Genomic DNA, 20,713 nt, shown 5'->3' on the forward strand with positions numbered 1-20,713 from the left:
AATAAGCGTTCCTTCATATCAGATGTAATCAAAAAAGCTCAGACGGGAGTTGGATGTATTCATGTCACTGCAAGTCGCTGTAATTATGGGCAGCAAGTCGGATTGGGAAACGATGAAGCATGCGTGCGAGGTGCTGGATGAACTGGAAATCGGTTATGAGAAAAAAGTAGTCTCAGCCCATCGTACACCGGATTTAATGTTCGAATACGCAGAGCAAGCAATTGATCGAGGATTCAAGGTGATCATTGCAGGCGCAGGCGGGGCAGCACATCTGCCCGGGATGGTCGCTTCCAAAACGATGCTTCCGGTCATTGGTGTTCCTGTGCAATCCAAAGCATTGAACGGTCTCGATTCCTTGTTGTCCATTGTTCAGATGCCTGGTGGTATTCCCGTCGCAACTGTAGCGATTGGCAAGGCAGGGGCAACGAATGCCGGATTGCTGGCAGCTCAGATGATCGGGGCTTTTGACCCGGATGTCCAACGTCGCTCTGAAGCTCGAAGAGAGCGCATCAAACAAGAAGTACTCGAAAGCAGTAAAGAACTATGAGTAGAATAGGGAATCAATCCGGTATAGCAGGAGAGTTGAAAAAAGTCCTGCTGCCCGGGAAAACAACCATCGGCATTCTTGGAGGCGGACAGCTCGGACGTATGATGACGCTCGCAGGAACGGCAATGGGGTATCGCTTTGTTACTCTTGATCCCGCTGCGGATGCACCTTGTGGTCAAGTTGCTCGTCAGATTGAAGCTGGTTATGACGATGCCAAAGCTGCACTCGAACTGGCTCGGCAATGCGATGTCATTACGTATGAATTCGAAAATGTGGATGCAGAAGTCGCTGGGCTACTCGAACGTGAGTCTTACGTTCCGCAAGGAAGTGCGTTACTGTATACCACACAACATCGGTTGCGTGAAAAACGTGCGATTGAAGCTGCTGGAGTAAGAGTCGCGCCTTATCGTGAGATCACGAGTGCGGATACGATGCTTGCTGCTGTAAGTGAACTTGGCGTGCCATGTGTACTGAAGACGGTGACTGGAGGTTACGATGGCAAAGGCCAGCGTGTAATTCGGGAAGCGAATGAGGCTGTGGTTGCGTACGAAGAGCTTGCAGCTACAGGTGCGGAACTGGTGTTGGAACAATTCATCAAATTTGAATGCGAGATTTCGGTCGTTGTTGCGCGCAGTACCAATGGGGAGATCAAAACGTTCCCGCCAGCGGAGAACATTCATGTAAATAACATTTTGCATGCTTCAATTGTACCGGCTAGAGTTGCTACAGACATCCAGATCGAAGCGCAAAAGCTGGCAGCAGCGGTAGCAGAATCAATGAAGGCTGTTGGGTTGCTTGCTGTGGAACTGTTTGTAGCGGCGGATGGAAGACTGTACGTCAACGAACTGGCGCCAAGACCACATAATTCCGGTCACTATACGATGGAAGCTTGTGCGACTTCTCAGTTCGAACAACATATTCGTGCGATCTGCGGATTACCACTTGGGGACACTTCGTTATTGAGTCCGGTTGTTATGGTCAATGTGCTTGGAGAACATCTGGAAGGCATTATCGCCAGAACAGGGCAACCTGATGCAGAAGCGATAGAACTCGGTGTGATTCCCAAGCTTCACATATATGGTAAAACCGAAGCGAAAACAGGACGTAAGATGGGGCATGTAAATCTGCTCTGTCAGGATGTTGAAGAAGGATTACAATGGATTGAACAAACTAACCTCTGGAGGAATACAAATTCATGATTGAACGTTATAGCAGACCCGAAATGAGAGCCATTTGGACGGAAGAGAACAAATTCCAATCGTGGCTGGAAGTTGAAATATGTGCATGTGAGGCGTGGGCTGAACTGGGTGTAATCCCTAAGGAAGAAGCAGCATTGCTTCGTCAGAACGCATCTTTTGACATCGACCGCATCTATGAGATTGAAAAGGAAACACGTCATGATGTTATCGCATTTACACGTACGGTATCTGAAAGTCTGGGTGCGGAGCGGAAATGGGTGCACTACGGACTGACTTCGACAGATGTCGTGGATACAGCTCTGGGTTATGTACTGCGTCAAGCGAATGAGATTCTGGAAAAGGATATCATGAATTTCATTGAAATTCTTCGTGAAAAAGCACTGACCTATCAGCACACACCAATGATGGGACGTACGCACGGGGTACATGCAGAGCCAACAACATTTGGACTGAAAATGGCGTTGTGGCATGAAGAGATGAAACGGAACCTGGAGCGTTTCCGTCATGCAGCAGACAACGTACAATACGGCAAAATCTCAGGCGCAGTAGGAACATACGCGAACATCGATCCGTTTGTTGAAGAGTTTGTCTGCGAGAAGCTGGGCACGAAACCTGCGCCGATCTCGACTCAAACATTGCAACGTGACCGTCACGCCGAATATATGGCTACACTGGCGTTGATCGCAACGTCCCTGGACAAGTTCGCTACAGAGGTACGTGCACTGCAGAAGAGTGAATTCCGTGAAGTGGAAGAAGCTTTTGCTAAAGGTCAAAAAGGATCTTCCGCGATGCCGCACAAGCGTAACCCGATCGGTAGTGAAAACATCTCCGGCCTGTCCCGCGTCATTCGGGGACATATGGTATCAGCATACGAGAACGTAACGCTCTGGCATGAGCGCGACATCTCACATTCTTCCGTAGAACGTATCATTCTGCCGGATGCAACGATGTTGCTGAACTATATGCTGAATCGTTTTGGTAACATCGTGAAGAACCTGACGGTATTCCCTGAGAACATGAAACGCAACATGGAGCGCACCTTCGGCGTGCCATTCTCCGGCCGCGTAATGACGAAACTGATCGACAAAGGCTTCAGCCGTGAGCAAGCATACGATACCGTTCAACCACGTGCGATGCAAGCATGGGAAGAACAACGTCAGTTCCAGGATATCGTGAAATCCACACCGGAAATCACGGAAGTACTGAACGAAGAAGAAATCGCAGATGCATTCAACCCGTCATGGCACTTGAAGCACGTAGACACCATCTTCAAAAAGCTCGGTTTGAACGATTAATATATAACTCCCATAGGCTATAGCGCAGAATGATGGTTCAGCACTTGAACGCAGAGGACAGAAATAAGCTGAAGAAGCGAAGCGGTCGCCTTTATCCCCGGATTTTCACTTTGGAAAAGCGGAATCAAAAAATCTGGGGATAACAGCGATCGGAAGATTGTTCTGTCATCGGAGTGGAGTTTGCACCATCAGGATTCTGACCTTAGCCTTACATCTCCTGAAAGAAGGTGAACCCATGGCACTGTCCACTGCGGCAGATCTCGTTAAAGCACCTCTGTTATATAAAGGAAAAGTACGTGAATTGTACGATCTGGGTGAACATTTTCTGATCGTGGTTACCGACCGAATCTCGGCTTTTGATTATGTGCTAGACCCGGCAGTTCCCGAGAAAGGAAACGTACTGAACAAACTCAGTAGTTTCTGGTTTGAACTGACAGGCAGCATGATGGAGAATCACGTGGTTCATACGGATGTGAATCAACTGGGTGATCTCGTCACAGACCCAGAATTGCTCAAAGACCGCATCATGGTAACCCGCAAAGCAGAGCGCATTGATATTGAATGTGTCGTGCGTGGATACATCACTGGTGGTGGATGGAGACAATATGAGACAAGCGGTGAAGTGAATGGCATTAAACTGCCTGAAGGACTGCGCAAGAATGCCAAACTCGAAGTTCCCATTTTCACCCCGGCAGCCAAAAATGATGTAGGGCATGACGAGGACATTTCGATGGATCGCATGAAAGAACTGGTGGGAGACGGACTTGCAATGGAGCTTCAAGAAAAAAGCTTGCGCTTGTACGAATTCGCTCGTGATTACTGTGATCAGCGTGGCATCATTCTGGCAGACTGCAAATTCGAGTTCGGCATCGTGGATGGCAAGGTCATCCTGATTGACGAAATCTTCACTCCAGATGCTTCACGCTTCTGGGCCAAAGAGAATTATGAACTCGACATCGAGATCGACAGCATGGATAAAGAGCCAGTGCGCACCTATCTCGCCGGAACCGATTGGAACAAGAACAGTAAACCCGATCCACTCCCACAAGAGGTAGTTGAGGCAACAACCGCAAGATATGTCGATATTTATAACCGTTTAACGAAATAATAAAGTGTAACGTTTGAGCGCGAGCTACGGGAAAGTTTGAGGAAGCTAACGTTTGAGCGAGCTATGGGAAAGTTTGGCTTTCGATCGCTGTTGCCCCCGGAATGTTTTGATTGAATCCTTTTTTCAAAAGGAAACATTCCAGTTGCAAAGGCGAACGCTTCGCTTCTCTAGCTCAAATCTTTCCCTCCGCCAGTGTTCAAACTGGTGGGTGAGGCAATGAAGAGCGATGGCTTCCCACAGGTATGGGAAGCCTGAAAGATTACGAGAACAAAATTCACTGATTACTAAAGTTACTCAAAGACCATTAACTGTTTCCACATAATGGTCAGTCTCGACCATTACACACCGTGCAACGTAAAAGGTTTAGGCCTTTAAAAACGTCGCATGGACTAGCGGAGGGGCGGAATTGTTCTTAAAGGAGCGATAGCGTTCGCCTTTGTCCCCGGGTTTTGACCGCAGAGCGGGCCAAAACAATCCAAAAAAACCTGGGGACAACAAGCGACCGGAAAGAACAATCCGCCTGGGAGCAAGCACTCGACCATTACACACCGTGCAACGTAAAAGGTTTAGGCCTTTAAAAACGTCGCATGGACTAGCGGAGGGGCGGAATTGTTCTTAAAGGAGCGAAGCGTTCGCCTTTGTCCCCGGGTTTTGACCGCAGAGCGGGCCAAAACAATCCAAAAACCTGGGGACAACAAGCGACCGGAAAGAACAATCCGCCTGGGAGCAAGCACTCGACCATTACACACCGTGCAACGTAAAAGGTTTAGGCCTTTAAAAACGTCGCATGGACTAGCGGAGGGGCGGAATTGTTCTTAAAGGAGCGATAGCGTTCGCCTTTGTCCCCGGGTTTTGACCGCAGAGCGGGCCAAAACAATCCAAAAAAACCTGGGGACAACAAGCGACCGGAAAAACAATCCGCCTGGGAGCAAGCACTAGACCATTACACACCGTGCAATGTAAAAGGTTTAGGCCTTTAAAAAACATCGCATGGACTAGCGTAGGGGCGGAATTGTTCTTAAAGGAGCGATAGCGTTCGCCTTTGTCCCCGGGTTTTGACCGCAGAGCGGGCCAAAACAATCCAAAAACCTGGGGACAACAGCGACCGGAAAGAACAATCCGCCCCGGAGCAAGCTCCAAAGTCACTTTTTTAACAGCATAAAGCATTTATCCCGTTCATTACTGAGGAGGAACATAAGGATCATGATCAAAGCAACCGTATATGTCACTATTAAGCAAAGCGTACTCGACCCGCAAGGCGTAGCTGTTCAAGGAGCCCTGCATTCCATGGGATTCAACGAAGTGGAAAGTGTACGGATCGGTAAAGTCATGGAACTCAACCTGGATACAACAGATCGTGCGGAAGCGGAGAAACGATTGAAAGTCATGTGTGAAAAGCTGCTGGCCAACACCGTTGTTGAAGATTACCGCTACGAATTGGAGGGTTAATCTCATGAAATTTGCAGTTCTTGTGTTCCCTGGCTCCAACTGCGACATCGACTGTTACAAGGCAGTGGAAGATGCGATTGGACAAGAGGTTGATTATGTATGGCACACGGCTACAGATCTATCGGCTTATGATTGTATTTTGGTTCCGGGTGGTTTCTCATATGGTGACTACCTGCGTTGCGGAGCGATTTCCCGCTTTGCACCGGTAATGAACGAGGTAGCGAAAGCTGCTGAACAAGGTAAATATATTTTGGGCATTTGCAACGGATTCCAGATTCTGACGGAAGCAGGTTTGCTCCCTGGGGCATTGATTCGCAACACGTCCCTGAAATTCCGTTGTCACGATACGGTATTGAAAGTGGCGAACACAGATACACCATTTACACGTGACTATGCACCGGGCGAAGAGATTATCATCCCGATTGCTCACGGCGAAGGCAACTATTATTGCGACGAGGAGACGCTCGCGAGTCTGCAAGCGAACAACCAAATCGTATTTACGTATGGTACCAACCCGAACGGTTCCCTGGGTGATATTGCAGGAGTTTGTAACGAGGCTGGAAACGTGGTCGGCATGATGCCGCATCCAGAGCGTGCAGTGGATTCACTGTTTGGTTCGGAAGACGGCAAACGTATGTTTACATCTATTTTGAAAGCATGGAGGGATCGGCATGACGCAGCAGCTATCCGCTAAGGAACCAACAGCAGAACAGGTCGCAGAACATAAACTTTACGCACAAATGGGCGTATCTGACAGCGAGTATGAGTTGATCTGTGAGTTCATGGGGCGCAAGCCAAACTACACGGAAATTGGTGTGTTCAGTGTAATGTGGTCCGAGCACTGTGCTTATAAAAACTCCAAGCCATTGCTGCGCCGCTTCCCAACCACGGGGCCACGTGTCCTGATGGGACCTGGTGAAGGTGCCGGTATCGTGGATATCGGGGATAACCAGGCCGTTGTATTCAAAATTGAAAGCCATAACCATCCTTCCGCAGTTGAGCCTTATCAAGGCGCAGCAACAGGTGTGGGCGGCATTATCCGTGATATTTTCTCCATGGGCGCAAGACCGGTTGCATTGCTGAACTCCCTTCGTTTTGGCAAATTGGAGAGCGATCGCGTTAAATATTTGTTCGAACATGTGGTAGCAGGCATTGCTGGATACGGGAACTGTATCGGTATTCCTACCGTTGCAGGTGAAGTCATGTTTGATGAGAGCTACGAAGGCAATCCGCTGGTTAACGCGATGTGTGTGGGTCTGATTGATCATGACAAGATTCAGCGTGGCGTAGCTAAAGGTGTGGGGAACCCAGTTTACTATGTAGGGCCACCAACAGGCCGGGATGGTATCCATGGAGCAACCTTTGCATCCGTTGAACTGACAGAAGAATCCGAGTCCCAACGGACAGCGGTTCAGGTTGGTGATCCGTTTATGGAGAAACTGGTGATGGAATCCTGTCTGGAATTGATCGACACGGGAATCGTGCTCGGAATTCAGGATATGGGTGCTGCCGGTCTGACATGTTCGAGTGCAGAGATGGCAAGTAAAGCAGGTAACGGTCTGGAACTGTATCTGGATCAGGTGCCACAGCGTGAAGAAGGCATGACACCTTACGAGATGATGTTGTCCGAGTCCCAGGAACGGATGTTGTTTGTTGTTGAGCCGAAGGATGAGGCACAGGCGATGGAAATCTTTGAACGTTGGGGCGTAATCTGTGCCAAAGTTGGTAAAGTAACGGATGACGGTCGTCTGAAATTGATCCACCACGGCGAAGTGGTTGGAGACATGCCGGTAACAGCACTTGTTGACGAGTGCCCAGTGTATGACAAACCATCTTCTGTACCTGCCTACTATGAGCAAAGTGCTTCCATCGACACGCTTCGTTACGACGAAGTGTCGGATCTCGGCGGAGCGCTGAAACAAGTGCTGGCTTCACCAACAGTAGCAAGTAAGAAATGGGTTTATGATCAATATGATTACATGGTGCGTACAAGCACTGCCGTTCGTCCAGGTTCGGACGCAGCCGTAGTTACAATTCGTGGCACACGCAAAGGTCTCGCGATGACAACGGACTGTAATGGACGTTATGTGTATCTTGATCCTGAAGTTGGCGGACGTATTGCCGTAAGTGAAGCAGCGCGTAATATCGTATGTTCCGGTGCAGAGCCACTCGCGATTACGGACAACCTGAACTTCGGTAACCCGGAGAAACCGGATATTTTCTGGCAAATGGAGAAAGCAGTAGACGGTATGGCAGAAGCTTGCCGCGTGCTGGATACGCCGGTTATCGGTGGTAACGTAAGTCTGTACAATGAAAACGCCAAAGGCTCCATCTATCCAACGCCAGTGGTCGGTATGGTAGGTCTCGTTCATGATACCGATCATATCACGACACAGGCATTCAAATCCGAAGGTGATGTGATCATCCTCCTCGGTGAGACCAAAGCTGAACTGGGCGGCAGCGAGCTGCAATACGCGGTTCATGGTCAGACGGAAGGCCGTCCGCCAGAACTGAACTTGCAGACGGAAAAAGCGTTGCTCAGCACGGTGCTGGAAGCTATTCAATCTGGTCTCGTTCGCTCGGCACATGACTTGTCTGAAGGCGGCTTGGCTGTAGCACTCGCAGAGTCTTGTATTAGCGGTAACGTAGGAGCACAGGTGAATGTGGAGACGACATTGCGTGGAGATCACGCTCTGTTCAGTGAGAGCCAATCCCGTATCTTGTTGTCGGCTACGCCAGAGCAAGCGGGGAAACTTGAAGCATTTGTACGTGAGCGCGGTGTACCTGTAGCTGTGATTGGACGTGTAGAAGGAAGTAACCTGACGATTGAATTGAACGGAACATCAGCCGTGAGCGAACCTGTAGGAGGTTTGGCTCAGGTCTGGGAGGATGCGATTCCATGTCTCATGAACTGACGACAGGACCGTTGTGGACAGGCGATTATTATAATGAAGGGTCCGGCAAGGAAGGACTCGACAAATTGAAGGAAGAATGCGGCGTGTTCGGGGTGTTCAGACACCCTGACGCGGCTTCACTCTCCTATTATGGACTGCATGCGCTGCAACATCGGGGCGAAGAAAGTGCAGGCATGTGTGTGAGTGATGGCAGCCAGTTTAACTATCATCGCGGCATGGGGCTGGTGAAAGAAGTGTTCACCAAAGACCTGATGCAGACGTTAACCGGGGACATTTCCATTGGACATGTCCGGTATTCAACAAGTGGTGACAGTAAACTGACGAACGCACAGCCATTGGTATTCAAATACCGTGATGGCGATCTGGCGGTAGCGACTAACGGTAACATTGTAAATGCACCAACGATCCGGCGTGAGCTGGAGCAGAGCGGTTCCATTTTCCAAACAACGAGTGATACCGAGGTTATTGCGCATCTGATTGCACGTTCCTCCAAAGGGCTTGTGGAAGCAGCCAAAGAGGCATTCCAGCGCATTGTCGGCGGTTATGCGTTCCTGATCATGACCAATGACAAGCTGCTCGTAGCTTCCGATCCACACGGACTTCGTCCGCTCACGATGGGTAAGCTCGGGGATGCATATCTGTTTGCTTCCGAGACGTGTGCGCTGGAAACAATCGGGGCAGAGTTAATTCGTGATATTGAACCCGGTGAACTGCTTGTGCTGGATGCAGATGGACTGCATGAAGATCGCTTTGATCATCACAAACACCGCAAGGCATTATGTGCGATGGAATATATATATTTTGCTCGTCCAGATAGTGATATGAATGGTGCGAATCAGCATGCTGCCCGTAAACGGATGGGAAGCCGGATGGCGATTGAGTCGTTTGTGGATGCGGACTTGGTTACGGGGGTACCAGATTCCAGCATCTCGGCGGCGATTGGATACGCTGAACAGACAGGCATTCCGTATGAGATGGGTATGATCAAAAATAAATACACCGGACGTACGTTTATCCAGCCAAGCCAGGAATTGCGGGAGCAGGGCGTGAAGATGAAGCTGAGCGCTGTGCGTCGTGTTGTCGAAGGCAAACGTGTGGTTATGATTGACGACTCCATTGTACGGGGAACGACCTCCCGCCGAATCGTGAACATGCTGCGTGATGCAGGAGCAACGGAAGTTCATGTACGCATTACATCGCCACCTTTCAAAAACCCTTGTTTCTATGGCATCGATACACCGGACAGCCGCGAATTGATTGCTTCACAGCTGTCGGTGGAAGAGATTTGCCGTGAAATAAATGCGGATTCCCTGTCGTTCCTCAGTCCGGATGGACTGATTGCATCCATTCAGGGAGATAATCAGGATGATCCCAAGGGCGGGCTTTGCCTCGCATGTTTTGATAATGATTACCCAACCCGCCTCGACTTTGGCGGCGAAGAAAAATTCGGTTGCAGCTGTTAATCCATGCAGATGAGAAAGAGTTATAACGAAGGTGACGTGTTCCTGATTCCGATGAAGGATGGCCGATTTGCGGTATGCCAGGTGGTATGCGCATTTAAAGACCGTTTCAAAAAGGCATTTTCGTTCGGCGTGATGAGCATTCAGCGTGACGAAACCGTAAGGTTGGAAAATGGCGATTTTCTCTTCTATTCCTTTGGAAACCGTAGAAGCAACATCATATTTACTTCTCCGGCCAATATCCGAAATGGATCGTGGAGGATCGTGGGTAACACACCTTTGACGCCCGAAAAGGAAGAACTGAGAGTGTTTCAGTGTGCTGGACATTTATACTGCGGTGATGAGTACATTCGTAACCTCCCGATAGAAGAGTATGGTCAGTTTAATACGCCCGGCGTAGCCGGGTTTGAATTGGTACAAAACCATCTGTTAGAGATGGAGCAAGGATAGGTAGGTTGGACTTAACATTCACACGATAAAATCTGGAGATAACGGCAATCGAAAGGTTGTTCAGTTACCGAAGAGGTACGTGTTAATACACTAGTTCAATTTATACAAGATACGAAGGGTGTGATGGTTGTGTCCGAAGCATATAAAAAGGCCGGCGTCGATATCGCGGCAGGTAATGAAGCGGTTGAACGGATGAAAAAACACGTGAAGCGTACCTTCCGTCCGGAAGTGATGACAGATCTGGGTGGATTCGGTGCCCTGTTCGGTTTGAACAAAGATAAATACGATGAGCCTGTGCTTGTATCCGGTACGGATGGCGTAGGCACCAAGCTGAAAATTGCATTTGCGATGGATCGTCATGACACGATCGGAATCGACGCGGTAGCCATGTGTGTGAACGACATTGTGGTACAGGGTGCAGAACCACTCTTCTTCCTCGACTATCTGGCATGTGACAAAGTCATTCCTGAGAAGATCGAAGCTATTGTTGCGGGTATCGCTGAAGGCTGTCATCAATCGGGTTGTGCGCTGATCGGTGGCGAGACGGCGGAGATGCCGGGCATGTACAGTGAAGGCGAATACGATATTGCCGGATTTACGGTGGGTATCGTGGACAAAGCAAAGATCATCAACGGTACAACCATCGCCCCTGGCGACACTGTAATTGGATTGGCTTCTAGCGGTGTGCACAGTAACGGTTTCTCGCTGGTACGCAGACTTTTGTTGGAAGATGCGGGACTTGATCTGCATGATGAAGTAGCGGAACTGGGCGGTAAGCTGGGTGATTCCCTGCTGGAACCTACGAAGATCTATGTTAAACCCCTGTTGTCCCTGCTCGAAAAGGTAAAAGTAAAAGGCATGGCACACATTACAGGTGGTGGCTTCATCGAGAATATCCCACGTATGTTGCCGAGCAACGTGAATGTGGATATTAACTACGGTTCTTGGCCGATCCTGCCGATCTTCAATCTATTACAGGAAAAGGGCGCTGTCTCGAACCGTGACATGTTCACCACCTTTAACATGGGTGTTGGGCTTGTACTGGTTGTTAATGAAGCAGATGCAACGGAAGCACTGCAACAACTGAAAGCATCTGGTGAAGAAGCGTACATCATTGGCCGTGTTACTGAAGGAGATGCGCGAGTAACCTTCACGGGAGCGGATGTTTAATGGCGAACTACCGCATAGCTGTATTTGCCTCGGGTGAAGGGACTAACTTTCAGTCATTGGTCGATGCAGTACGGAACGGTGGGCTGAATGCATCCGTAGATCTGCTCGTGTGTGATAAACCGTCTGCACGTGTTGTGCAGCGGGCACAGGATGCAGGCGTGGATTGTCATCTGTTTACTCCGAAAAATTATGCTTCCCGTGAAGCCTATGAGGCTGAGATCGTGGAAGTGCTAGAATCCAGAGAGATCGACTTGGTCGTTCTTGCCGGATATATGAGATTGTTGACTTCTGTTGTTGTGGATCGTTACGCAGGGCGGTTGATTAACATTCATCCGTCCTTGCTGCCGGCATTTGCAGGCAAGGATGCGATTGGACAGTCACTTGAGTATGGTGTGAAAGTGACGGGTGTGACTGTGCATTTCGTAGACGGAGGTATGGATACCGGACCGATTATTGCCCAGCATCCAGTTCCCATTCTGCCAGAGGATACGCCTGAGTCAATCAGCCGCTCCATCCATGCAGCCGAACAGCAACTTTACCCTGAAGTGGTATCCTGGTTCGCGCAAGGTCTGGTTCAATTAGACGGACGTCACGTTACTGTTAACAAACCGGTTTGATATAGTTTTAAACTGTTTCACACATTAACGCAGAGGACAGAAATAAGCTGGAGAAGCAAAGCGCTCGCCTTTATTACTGGATTTTTACCCATTGAGAAATTGTTCAAAAAAATCTAGGAATAACAGCGATCGAAAGATTATTCTGGACTCGTAGTGTTTTAGTGTGAAAATCCATTTATCAACTGTATAACAGAAGTCGAATATTGGTACGCATTTTGTGATATTTCTCGGGAAATAAATCGGCTGTGTTTCGTCAGGAAACGCGAAGCCATGGGACATTAAAGGAGGAGCATATTGTGAGTATCAAAAGAGCGCTGGTCAGCGTATGGGATAAAACAGGCATCGTGGACTTTTGCCGCGAGCTGTCGCAAATGGGTGTGGAGATTATTTCGACAGGAGGTACAAGCAGCCTATTGTCGAAGGAAGGCGTACCTGTCATCGGAATTTCGGATGTGACCGGATTTCCGGAAATTATGGACGGACGTGTCAAAACATTGCATCCGGCAGTTCATGGAGGTTTGCTGGCTGTTCGTGACAGCGAAGAGCACAAGCGTCAGATGGAGGAGAACGGACTGGGGTACATCGACCTCGTTGTCGTAAACCTTTATCCCTTCCAGGATACCATCGCCAAGCCGGACGTAACATACGAAGACGCGATCGAGAACATCGATATCGGTGGTCCAACCATGCTTCGTTCCGCTGCCAAAAACCATGCTTATGTTAGTGTCGTTGTTGACACAGCAGATTACGGCAAGGTGCTTGAAGAAGTTCGCAGCAATGGAGATACCACTCTCGAAACACGCAAACGGCTTGCAGCAAAAGTGTTCCGCCATACAGCGGCTTACGATGCAGTGATTTCTGACTATCTCTCCAACCTGAATGGTGATCCGTTGCCAGAGCGTCTGACGGTTACTTACGAAAAACTCCAGGATTTGCGTTACGGCGAAAATCCACATCAGCAGGCGGCATTCTACCGCAAACCGCTGGCTGCTCAAGATACGTTGACAACAGCCGAGCAATTGCATGGCAAAGAGTTGTCTTACAATAACATCAACGATGCGAACGCAGCATTGCAGATTGTTAAAGAATTTGAAGAGCCGGCGGTTGTCGCGGTTAAACATATGAATCCATGCGGCGTAGGCATTGGCGCAAGTATCTATGAAGCTTACAGCAAGGCATATGCTGCAGACCCAACGTCCATCTTTGGTGGAATTGTGGCAGCAAACCGCATTATCGACAGCGATACAGCAGGCAAATTGAGCGAGATTTTCCTGGAAATCGTACTTGCTCCTGACTTTACGCAAGAGGCACTCGATATTCTGACGAAGAAGAAAAACATTCGTTTGCTCAAAACGGGTGAACTGAATGCTGCTCGTAAACGGGAGAGCCAATTCGTTGTAACTTCCATCGACGGTGGTATGATCGTGCAACAGTCCGATGTGCACTCCATTGAAGCGAGCGAGCTGAACGTGGTAACTGATCGTGCACCATCGGAAGAAGAACTGAAACAGCTGTTGTTTGGCTGGAAAGTAGTTAAACATGTGAAATCCAACGCGATTGTACTTGCTGCGAATGATATGACGGTAGGTGTGGGCGCTGGACAAATGAATCGTGTGGGTGCAGCCAAAATTGCGATTGAGCAAGCAGGCGAGCAAGCAAAAGGTGCCATTCTGGCATCGGATGCGTTCTTCCCAATGGGGGATACGTTGGAACTGGCAGCAAAAGCCGGAATTACAGCAGTGATTCAACCTGGCGGTTCGATCAAGGATGAAGAATCCATTAAAGTAGCCAATGAATACGGAATTGCCATGGTCTTCACAGGCGTTCGTCACTTCAAACACTAGAGCGGAAAAGGTTCAAATAAGGGGTGTCGCCAGTCATACTTATGACTTATGGTACACCCCCTATTTTTTAGGTTGTTCAATACGCAGTAGCGTAACAAATCCAGTTATGCACGGAGGGGGAACAGAGCGAATGGATATTCTGGTAGTAGGCGGCGGTGGCCGGGAGCACGCAATCATCTGGGCACTGGCGAAGAGTCCAAAGACAGGCAAGATTCACTGTGCACCGGGAAATGCAGGCATTGCTCAGCTGGCTGAGTGTCATGCGATTGCAGTAAATGAATTCGATAAACTAACGGCTCTTGCTGTAGAGCTTCAAGTAGGATTAGTGGTTATTGGTCCGGATGATCCGCTGGCGGATGGGATCGTGGATGCGTTTGACTCCACTGGTATTCCGGTATTCGGACCTCGTCGCAATGCAGCAGAGATCGAGGGAAGTAAAACGTTCATGAAGGATCTGCTGCACAAATACAACATTCCAACGGCAGCTTATGAGAAATTCAATAACTACGAACAGGCTCAAGCCTACCTGAATGAACAAACAATTCCAGTTGTCATCAAGGCAGATGGACTGGCAGCGGGCAAAGGTGTGACGGTAGCTTATTCCCGTGATGAGGCTGATCAGGCACTTCGCAGTATCATGGTGGATAAAGTGTTTGGTGAAGCGGGAGCGAAAGTGATCATCGAGGAATTCCTGGCAGGTCAAGAAATGTCCATTCTGGCCTTTGTTGATGGGGAAACGGTTCGTCCGATGGCCGCAGCACAGGATCACAAACCCGTGTTCGATAATGATCAGGGGCCAAACACAGGCGGTATGGGGACATATTCACCATTGCCACATATCCCGGCTTCCATTATTGAGGAGGCTGTGGAAACGATCATCAAACCAACTGCCAAAGCAATGGTGTCCGAGGGACGTCCATTCCAGGGTGTATTGTTTGCTGGATTGATGATTTCGCCTGATGGTAAACCCAAAACGATTGAGTTCAACGCACGTTTCGGTGATCCCGAAACACAGGTTGTTTTGCCGCGTCTGAAGAGTGATTTATTTGATATCTTCTGGGCAACCGTCCATGGCAAGCTGGCTGACATTGAGATTGAATGGAGCGATGAAGCCGCTGTATGTGTGGTACTTGCTTCAGGCGGGTATCCAGGTCCTTATGCCAAAGGTGTAGTCATTGAAGGACTGGATCAAGTGGATGAAGCCGTGGTATTCCACGCAGGTACAGCGCGTAGTGAAGCAGGAGACTGGGTCACCAACGGTGGACGGATCCTGGGCGTAGTTGGCCTTGGTGCGAATATTGCCGAAGCTAGAAACAAAGCCTATGCACAGGCGGAACGTATCCAATTCGATGGCAAACATCAGCGGACGGATATTGCTGCTAAGGCACTGGTATAGAATGAACAAAGAGTCCGAAAGATGTGTACCGGAAAGGTATTTGCATCCTGCGGGCTCTTTGCTGCGTATATAGATGTATCTTGTGTAAACGAGCGGACTTGTCTATAGGATAAAGACACGGGAAAGGTACAAAACAGGAGTGAATCTGGAGGTTCAGGTATGTTTAATGCGCAAAAGTACAGGGTAGTATTTTTATAAATTGGACTATACTAAGCATGTGAACAATATCACATTATAAGGCTATATTAATCATATTATATAAAGTACGTAACATACATAGAGACTAATTTGTGAACATTATACTGTAACCTTGTTCCAAACCATAACGTGCAACTGGATGGTTGAGAGGGAAACATGGTATACTTTTCGGAAACAGGAATGAGTACGAGGGGAGGTGGATATCTATTGGGTAGGCGATATTGTAAATTGTCCAAATGGCGAATCTAGGTGGAGTTAAGCGAGGAACAATTGACAGCATGAGGGGTAACCCGATTTGAACGAAGAAGTTTCTGCAAGTCATTGACTTCATCTTGAATTCCTGTTTTGTAATTTTACAAGGTCAAACGTAAGACTTATACAAAAATTATCATTGAAATCGATTTTATATAAGGCAGACGTCGTATTGAAAGACTAACAGCGGATGAATGGTTAACACAGTTAACGGATCACGCTGTAACTATCTCTGGAGGTGAATCCCTGAGAATCGGGGAAATCATTGGACATAATTACCATATTGAATATCGTTTTACTTATTATCTTGATTGCATTGACTGCATTTTTCGTAGCATCGGAGTTCGCTGTAGTCAAAATTCGTACATCAAGAGTGGATCAACTGGTTGCCGAGGGCAATAAAAAGGCTGTACTCGCCAAAAAAGTTGTCTCGGATCTGGATTATTATCTGTCAGCCTGTCAGCTCGGTATTACGGTCACTGCTCTAGGACTTGGAGCGCTCGGAAAACCGACGGTTGAGAGATTGTTATATCCGGTATTTGATTACCTGAACGTGTCACCTTCGATCTCATCCATTGCTTCCTATGCGATTGCCTTTATTCTGGTTACGTTCTTGCATGTGGTTGTTGGTGAGATGGCACCCAAAACATTGGCGATTCAGTTTTCGGAAAAACTGACGTTATTGCTCTCGCCGCCTTTATATTGGTTTGGTAAAATCATGTATCCGTTCATCTGGGCCCTCAATGGAGCATCACGTGTTATTCTGCGTGGATTCGGTGTGAAGCCTGCCGAACATGATCAAGCGTACTCGGAGGACGAGATCAAGATCATCATGAACCAGAGTTACGAAGGTGACGAGAACAACAAGACCAAGCTTTCATATCTGGAAAATGTATTTGTATTCGACGAACGTGATGCCAAAGACATCATGGTACCGCGTACGGAACTGGTGACATTAGATCAGGATATGACCTATGACGATATTATTCCTATATTGGATGAACATAACTATTCACGTTACCCTGTCATTGAGGACGGGGACAAGGACCGTATCATCGGCGTCGTGAATGTGAAAAAGATTTTGCCTGACATGGTTGCTGCTAGATCGTATCAACTGAGCGAGTTTGTTCGCGAGATCCCATTCGTTTCCGAAGTTACACGTATCCAGGATGCGATGATTAAAATGCAGCAGGAACGTGTACACATGGCCGTTGTTGTGGATGAGTACGGCGGTACTTCGGGAATCATTACGATGGAGGATATTCTGGAGGAGCTGGTCGGTGAGATTCGTGATGAATTCGATGCCGATGAGGTGGCTGATATCCAGGAGACCGGAGAGAATCAATATCTCATTAATGGTCGGGTACTTTTGGATGAAGTGGAACGGCAGTTCGGGCTTAGCTTTGAAGGAAATGAAGAGATGGATACGGTGGCCGGATGGATTCAGTACCAGAAGGGTGTAGGTGTGGAAAAAGGCGACACGGTAGAACACGGGGATTATGTCTGGACCGTGGTGGACGCCGAGAACTATCACATCAAGCAAGTTCTTCTGGAACGAGTGAGCGGCGCTGAAGTTGAGGAAGCTGCAAGCGATTTGGCGTGATGTTGCGGAAATTTTTTTAAAATTTAATTTTTGCGATAACGTAGCAGTGTAGGGGACGGAATCGATTCTGAAGAAGCGCAGCGTTCGCGTTTGCAAACCAATTTTAAACCACTGAAAACAACAATCAGCGAAATTGGGAGGCAATGGCGATTGGAAGAACGAGCCGTCACCGGAACGTCACTCGTGCAACCTTAATATAAATTTTACTTGGAGGTGAATCCCTCAATCTGAGGGAAATCATTGGACGGAATAATAGCCTTGAATTTATTTTTAGTAGCCGTATTTATAGGTCTGACAGCCTTTTTCGTTGGAGCCGAATTTGCAATTCTTAAAGTACGGATGTCCCGAATCGATCAATTGATCTCGGAAGGTAACAAAAAGGCAGTACTGGCCAAAAAAGTGGCGCACAACCTGGATTATTATCTGTCGGCATGTCAATTGGGGATTACCATCACGGCTCTGGTATTGGGAGCCCTGGGTGAACCTACCGTTGAGAAAATGCTGCACCCGTTATTTGAGCGCATGGAAGTGCCGGCGGCGTTGTCTACCGTGCTTTCCTATGGTATTGCTCTCGCGATTATTACGTTCCTGCACGTGGTTATTGGTGAATTGGCACCGAAAACACTGGCGATTCAGTTTGCAGAGAGAATGACGCTGTTGCTGGCACCACCTCTGTACTGGTTCGGTAAAATCATGAATCCTTTCATCTACGCGCTGAATGGAGCTGCTCGTCTGTTGCTTGGTATTTTTGGAGTAAAACCTGCCGGGCATGATACCGTTCACTCGGAAGAAGAGCTGAAGCTGATTATGGCACAGAGCTATGAGAGTGGCGAGATCAACCAGACGGAGCTGGATTATCTGAAGAACATATTTGCTTTTGATGAGCGTTTGCTTCAGGAGATCATGATTCCAAGAGATAAAATCGTTACGTTGAATAAAGAAATGCCGCTTGATCAGATCATTGAGACGCTGAATCGACACGAATACACGAGATATCCTGTTATTGCAAATGGAGATCAGGCGCATTTTGTTGGTTTCATCAACACGAAAGAAATGCTGACGAGTGTGGCGGCAGGCCGCGCCTTCAATATGGAGACATATGTCCATCATACGCCGAGTTTCTCCGAGCGTTCTCCCATCAAGGATGTGCTGATCCAGATGCAGCAAAGCCGCGTACACATTGCAACCGTGAAAAACGAGGCAGGTGCTACGGTAGGTATGGTTACGATGGAGGATATCCTTGAAGAGATTGTTGGAGATATCAAGGACGAATACGAGCACAAAGATTTGGTGAATCCACCAAAAAGAATGAAATTGGTTTAAGAAGCAGTGATACAAAGATATTACAGGATTGGTGAAACAACGTAATTGTTATAACGATAAGCAGGTTCCCGAGGTGCTCGGGGCCTGTTTTTTTGGTTTTAATCTTAATTTTAAAATAAATGCTTGCATATTGCAGTCCAATGGATTAATATAAATTTAAAGAATCTTAACTTAAAGATAAATAACAAAAACAAAATAAATAAAAGATGCAAAAACAACCTATGATACGACTAAATACTAAATCCAAGGGAGTGGAGATTATGTTCAGAACTACAGGAATTCATCACATTACAGCTTTTGTAGACGATGCACAGAAAAACGTTGATTTTTACGCAGGCGTGTTGGCGCTCAGATTGGTGAAAAAAACAATTAACTTTGATGCACCAGACGTGTATCACTTGTATTATGGGAATGAGCAGGGTGCACCGGGCACAATCATCACCTTTTTCCCACAGCAGAATTCAAGAAGAGGTGTTATTGGTTCAGGTCAGACTGGAGTTACCGTATATGCGGTACCTGTAGGAAGCTTGCCTTTCTGGAAAGAACGTCTTACTTCCTTCGACATTCCGTATGAAGATAAAACCAGATTCGGTGAGCAGTACATTCGTTTCTTCGATAAAGGTGGCCTGTTGCTTGAACTGGTTGAGCGCGAAGGTGGTCAGCCAAGCAACTGGAGTTTCAACGGTGTGACACCGGAGCATGCCATCAAAGGATTTGGCGGAGCTGTATTGTTCAGCCACGTTCCTGAAAAAACCATGGACGTCTTGGTAAGCAAACTGGGTCTGGAGCAAGTTGGTGAAGAGAACGGACTCCTTCGTCTCCAGGCAAGCGGCGATATTGGCCAGATCATTGACATTCAGTCCACAGGCATCCAACGCGGGATTGGTGGAGCCGGAACAGTTCACCATATTGCATGGCGTGCCAAAGACTACGCGGAGCATGAACAAATTCAGCAGGATCTTGAACAATCCGGGTATCATCCAACACCAGTCATTGACCGTCAATACTTCAACGCTGTGTATTTCCGGGAGCCGGGAGGCATACTGTTCGAATTGGCTACGGATCCTCCGGGATTTGCACGGGATGAACCAGCAGAGAGCATGGGTGAGAAACTGATGTTGCCTGAATGGTATGAACCACAGCGCGAACAGATTGAACAATTGTTGCCACGAATTGAAGTACGTGAATGGAAAGGAGAGTCCAAATCATGACCACAACCAATACAATGAAACATATCTATAAAGCAGGTGCTCAGCCGGATGCTCCAACAATCCTGTTGCTTCATGGCACAGGGGGAACCGAGAACGATCTGATCGGTCTTGCGGAGATGATCGCGCCAGGAGCTGGCATACTTGGGGTGCGAGGTAACGTATCGGAGAACGGGATGCCCCGTTTCTTCCGCCGCTTGGCGGAAGGTATTTTTGATGAAGAAGATCTGATTGCTCGTACGGCAGAGTTGGGATCTTTTGTAGATGCAGCTGCGGCGGAATACGGTTTCGATCGGTCCAACGTGTATGCACTGGGTTACTCTAACGGTGCCAACATTGCGGCAAGCTTGATCTTCCATCAAGCGGATGTATTCAAAGGTGCAATTCTGCATCATCCAATGGTACCGCTGCGCGGACTGGAATTGCCGGATCTGAAAGGTCTGCCTGTGTTCATTGGTGCAGGCGAGAACGATCCGATTGTACCCAGACGTGAAACTGAGGAACTTGCTTCGCTGCTCAGTGGTGCAGGTGCGGATGTAAACACGTATTGGGAGCGCCAGGGTCATCAGTTGACTCGTACCGAGGCAGAAGCCGCGGCAGCTTGGTTTAAGACGCAGGCGTAAGATAGGGGTCTCCTTATTGAGTGATTGGTATATTTAGTCCTAGGTATCGTGAAGCT

Annotated in this window: 17 protein-coding genes; all 17 read left to right on the forward strand. The window is 48.1% G+C overall.

Features of this window, described 5'->3' with window-relative positions; all coding sequences use genetic code 11:
• Positions 1–61: 61 nt before the first annotated feature.
• The 17 genes from purE (at position 62) to NKT06_RS03745 (ending at position 20,657) form a co-directional block, all read left to right on the forward strand.
• Positions 62–547: a 5-(carboxyamino)imidazole ribonucleotide mutase gene (gene purE, locus NKT06_RS03665; RefSeq protein ID WP_253430025.1), complete on the forward strand. Its 486-nt coding sequence runs from the start codon at positions 62–64 to the stop codon at positions 545–547.
• Positions 544–1,746, forward strand: a complete 1,203-nt coding sequence (gene purK, locus NKT06_RS03670; protein ID WP_253430027.1) for a 5-(carboxyamino)imidazole ribonucleotide synthase — start codon at positions 544–546, stop codon at positions 1,744–1,746. Before purE ends, purK begins: the two co-directional genes overlap by 4 nt.
• The gene (gene purB / locus NKT06_RS03675) at positions 1,743–3,041 is read left to right on the forward strand and encodes an adenylosuccinate lyase (RefSeq protein WP_253430031.1); all 1,299 of its coding nucleotides are present in this window, start codon (positions 1,743–1,745) and stop codon (positions 3,039–3,041) included. Before purK ends, purB begins: the two co-directional genes overlap by 4 nt.
• Before the next feature lie 235 nt (positions 3,042–3,276).
• Positions 3,277–4,149, forward strand: a complete 873-nt coding sequence (locus NKT06_RS03680) for a phosphoribosylaminoimidazolesuccinocarboxamide synthase (protein WP_253430034.1) — start codon at positions 3,277–3,279, stop codon at positions 4,147–4,149.
• 1,203 nt (positions 4,150–5,352) lie between these two features.
• On the forward strand, positions 5,353–5,598 hold the full coding sequence (purS, locus tag NKT06_RS03685) for a phosphoribosylformylglycinamidine synthase subunit PurS (RefSeq protein WP_017690695.1): 246 nt from the start codon (positions 5,353–5,355) through the stop codon (positions 5,596–5,598).
• A 4-nt stretch (positions 5,599–5,602) separates the two neighbouring features.
• Positions 5,603–6,292 (forward strand): phosphoribosylformylglycinamidine synthase subunit PurQ, encoded by a 690-nt coding sequence (purQ, locus tag NKT06_RS03690; RefSeq protein ID WP_253430037.1) that lies wholly within the window; start codon positions 5,603–5,605, stop codon positions 6,290–6,292.
• On the forward strand, positions 6,270–8,513 hold the full coding sequence (purL, locus tag NKT06_RS03695; RefSeq protein WP_062329967.1) for a phosphoribosylformylglycinamidine synthase subunit PurL: 2,244 nt from the start codon (positions 6,270–6,272) through the stop codon (positions 8,511–8,513). The genes purQ and purL overlap by 23 nt, the downstream gene beginning before the upstream one ends.
• Positions 8,498–9,976 carry an amidophosphoribosyltransferase gene (purF, locus tag NKT06_RS03700; protein WP_091038782.1) on the forward strand — a complete coding sequence of 493 codons (1,479 nt, stop codon included), beginning with the start codon at positions 8,498–8,500 and terminating at the stop codon, positions 9,974–9,976. Before purL ends, purF begins: the two co-directional genes overlap by 16 nt.
• A gap of 3 nt (positions 9,977–9,979) precedes the next feature.
• A complete protein-coding gene (locus tag NKT06_RS03705; RefSeq protein ID WP_253430040.1) occupies positions 9,980–10,423 on the forward strand; it encodes an immunity 26/phosphotriesterase HocA family protein in 444 nt (147 codons plus the stop codon).
• A gap of 129 nt (positions 10,424–10,552) precedes the next feature.
• Positions 10,553–11,593: a phosphoribosylformylglycinamidine cyclo-ligase gene (purM, locus tag NKT06_RS03710; protein WP_253430043.1), complete on the forward strand. Its 1,041-nt coding sequence runs from the start codon at positions 10,553–10,555 to the stop codon at positions 11,591–11,593.
• Complete coding sequence (gene purN, locus NKT06_RS03715) at positions 11,593–12,210, forward strand: phosphoribosylglycinamide formyltransferase (RefSeq protein WP_253430046.1); 618 nt, start codon at positions 11,593–11,595, stop codon at positions 12,208–12,210. The genes purM and purN overlap by 1 nt, the downstream gene beginning before the upstream one ends.
• A gap of 296 nt (positions 12,211–12,506) precedes the next feature.
• Positions 12,507–14,054, forward strand: coding sequence for a bifunctional phosphoribosylaminoimidazolecarboxamide formyltransferase/IMP cyclohydrolase (gene purH / locus NKT06_RS03720; RefSeq protein WP_253430049.1), 1,548 nt, complete (start codon positions 12,507–12,509; stop codon positions 14,052–14,054).
• A gap of 130 nt (positions 14,055–14,184) precedes the next feature.
• Entirely contained in the window at positions 14,185–15,450 is a 1,266-nt protein-coding gene (purD, locus tag NKT06_RS03725) for a phosphoribosylamine--glycine ligase (protein ID WP_253430052.1), read from the forward strand.
• Positions 15,451–16,165: 715 nt separating this feature from the next.
• The gene (locus NKT06_RS03730; protein WP_253430055.1) at positions 16,166–17,503 is read left to right on the forward strand and encodes a hemolysin family protein; all 1,338 of its coding nucleotides are present in this window, start codon (positions 16,166–16,168) and stop codon (positions 17,501–17,503) included.
• Between the two features lie 240 nt (positions 17,504–17,743).
• Positions 17,744–18,826, forward strand: coding sequence for a hemolysin family protein (locus NKT06_RS03735; protein ID WP_253430058.1), 1,083 nt, complete (start codon positions 17,744–17,746; stop codon positions 18,824–18,826).
• A 260-nt stretch (positions 18,827–19,086) separates the two neighbouring features.
• Positions 19,087–20,037: a ring-cleaving dioxygenase gene (locus NKT06_RS03740; RefSeq protein WP_301289712.1), complete on the forward strand. Its 951-nt coding sequence runs from the start codon at positions 19,087–19,089 to the stop codon at positions 20,035–20,037.
• A 14-nt stretch (positions 20,038–20,051) separates the two neighbouring features.
• The gene (locus NKT06_RS03745) at positions 20,052–20,657 is read left to right on the forward strand and encodes an alpha/beta hydrolase (protein ID WP_253442369.1); all 606 of its coding nucleotides are present in this window, start codon (positions 20,052–20,054) and stop codon (positions 20,655–20,657) included.
• The last annotated feature ends 56 nt before the right edge of the window (positions 20,658–20,713 follow it).

The organism is Paenibacillus sp. 1781tsa1 (genome assembly GCF_024159265.1).
Lineage (GTDB): Bacteria > Bacillota > Bacilli > Paenibacillales > Paenibacillaceae > Paenibacillus.

Coding starts and splice junctions, on each gene's coding strand:
- purE (WP_253430025.1), top strand. CDS start 62: ATGTCACTGCAAGTCGCTGTAATTATGGGCAGCAAGTCGGATTGGGAA.
- purK (WP_253430027.1), top strand. CDS start 544: ATGAGTAGAATAGGGAATCAATCCGGTATAGCAGGAGAGTTGAAAAAA.
- purB (WP_253430031.1), top strand. CDS start 1,743: ATGATTGAACGTTATAGCAGACCCGAAATGAGAGCCATTTGGACGGAA.
- NKT06_RS03680 (WP_253430034.1), top strand. CDS start 3,277: ATGGCACTGTCCACTGCGGCAGATCTCGTTAAAGCACCTCTGTTATAT.
- purS (WP_017690695.1), top strand. CDS start 5,353: ATGATCAAAGCAACCGTATATGTCACTATTAAGCAAAGCGTACTCGAC.
- purQ (WP_253430037.1), top strand. CDS start 5,603: ATGAAATTTGCAGTTCTTGTGTTCCCTGGCTCCAACTGCGACATCGAC.
- purL (WP_062329967.1), top strand. CDS start 6,270: ATGACGCAGCAGCTATCCGCTAAGGAACCAACAGCAGAACAGGTCGCA.
- purF (WP_091038782.1), top strand. CDS start 8,498: ATGTCTCATGAACTGACGACAGGACCGTTGTGGACAGGCGATTATTAT.
- NKT06_RS03705 (WP_253430040.1), top strand. CDS start 9,980: ATGCAGATGAGAAAGAGTTATAACGAAGGTGACGTGTTCCTGATTCCG.
- purN (WP_253430046.1), top strand. CDS start 11,593: ATGGCGAACTACCGCATAGCTGTATTTGCCTCGGGTGAAGGGACTAAC.
- purD (WP_253430052.1), top strand. CDS start 14,185: ATGGATATTCTGGTAGTAGGCGGCGGTGGCCGGGAGCACGCAATCATC.
- NKT06_RS03740 (WP_301289712.1), top strand. CDS start 19,087: ATGTTCAGAACTACAGGAATTCATCACATTACAGCTTTTGTAGACGAT.
- NKT06_RS03745 (WP_253442369.1), top strand. CDS start 20,052: ATGAAACATATCTATAAAGCAGGTGCTCAGCCGGATGCTCCAACAATC.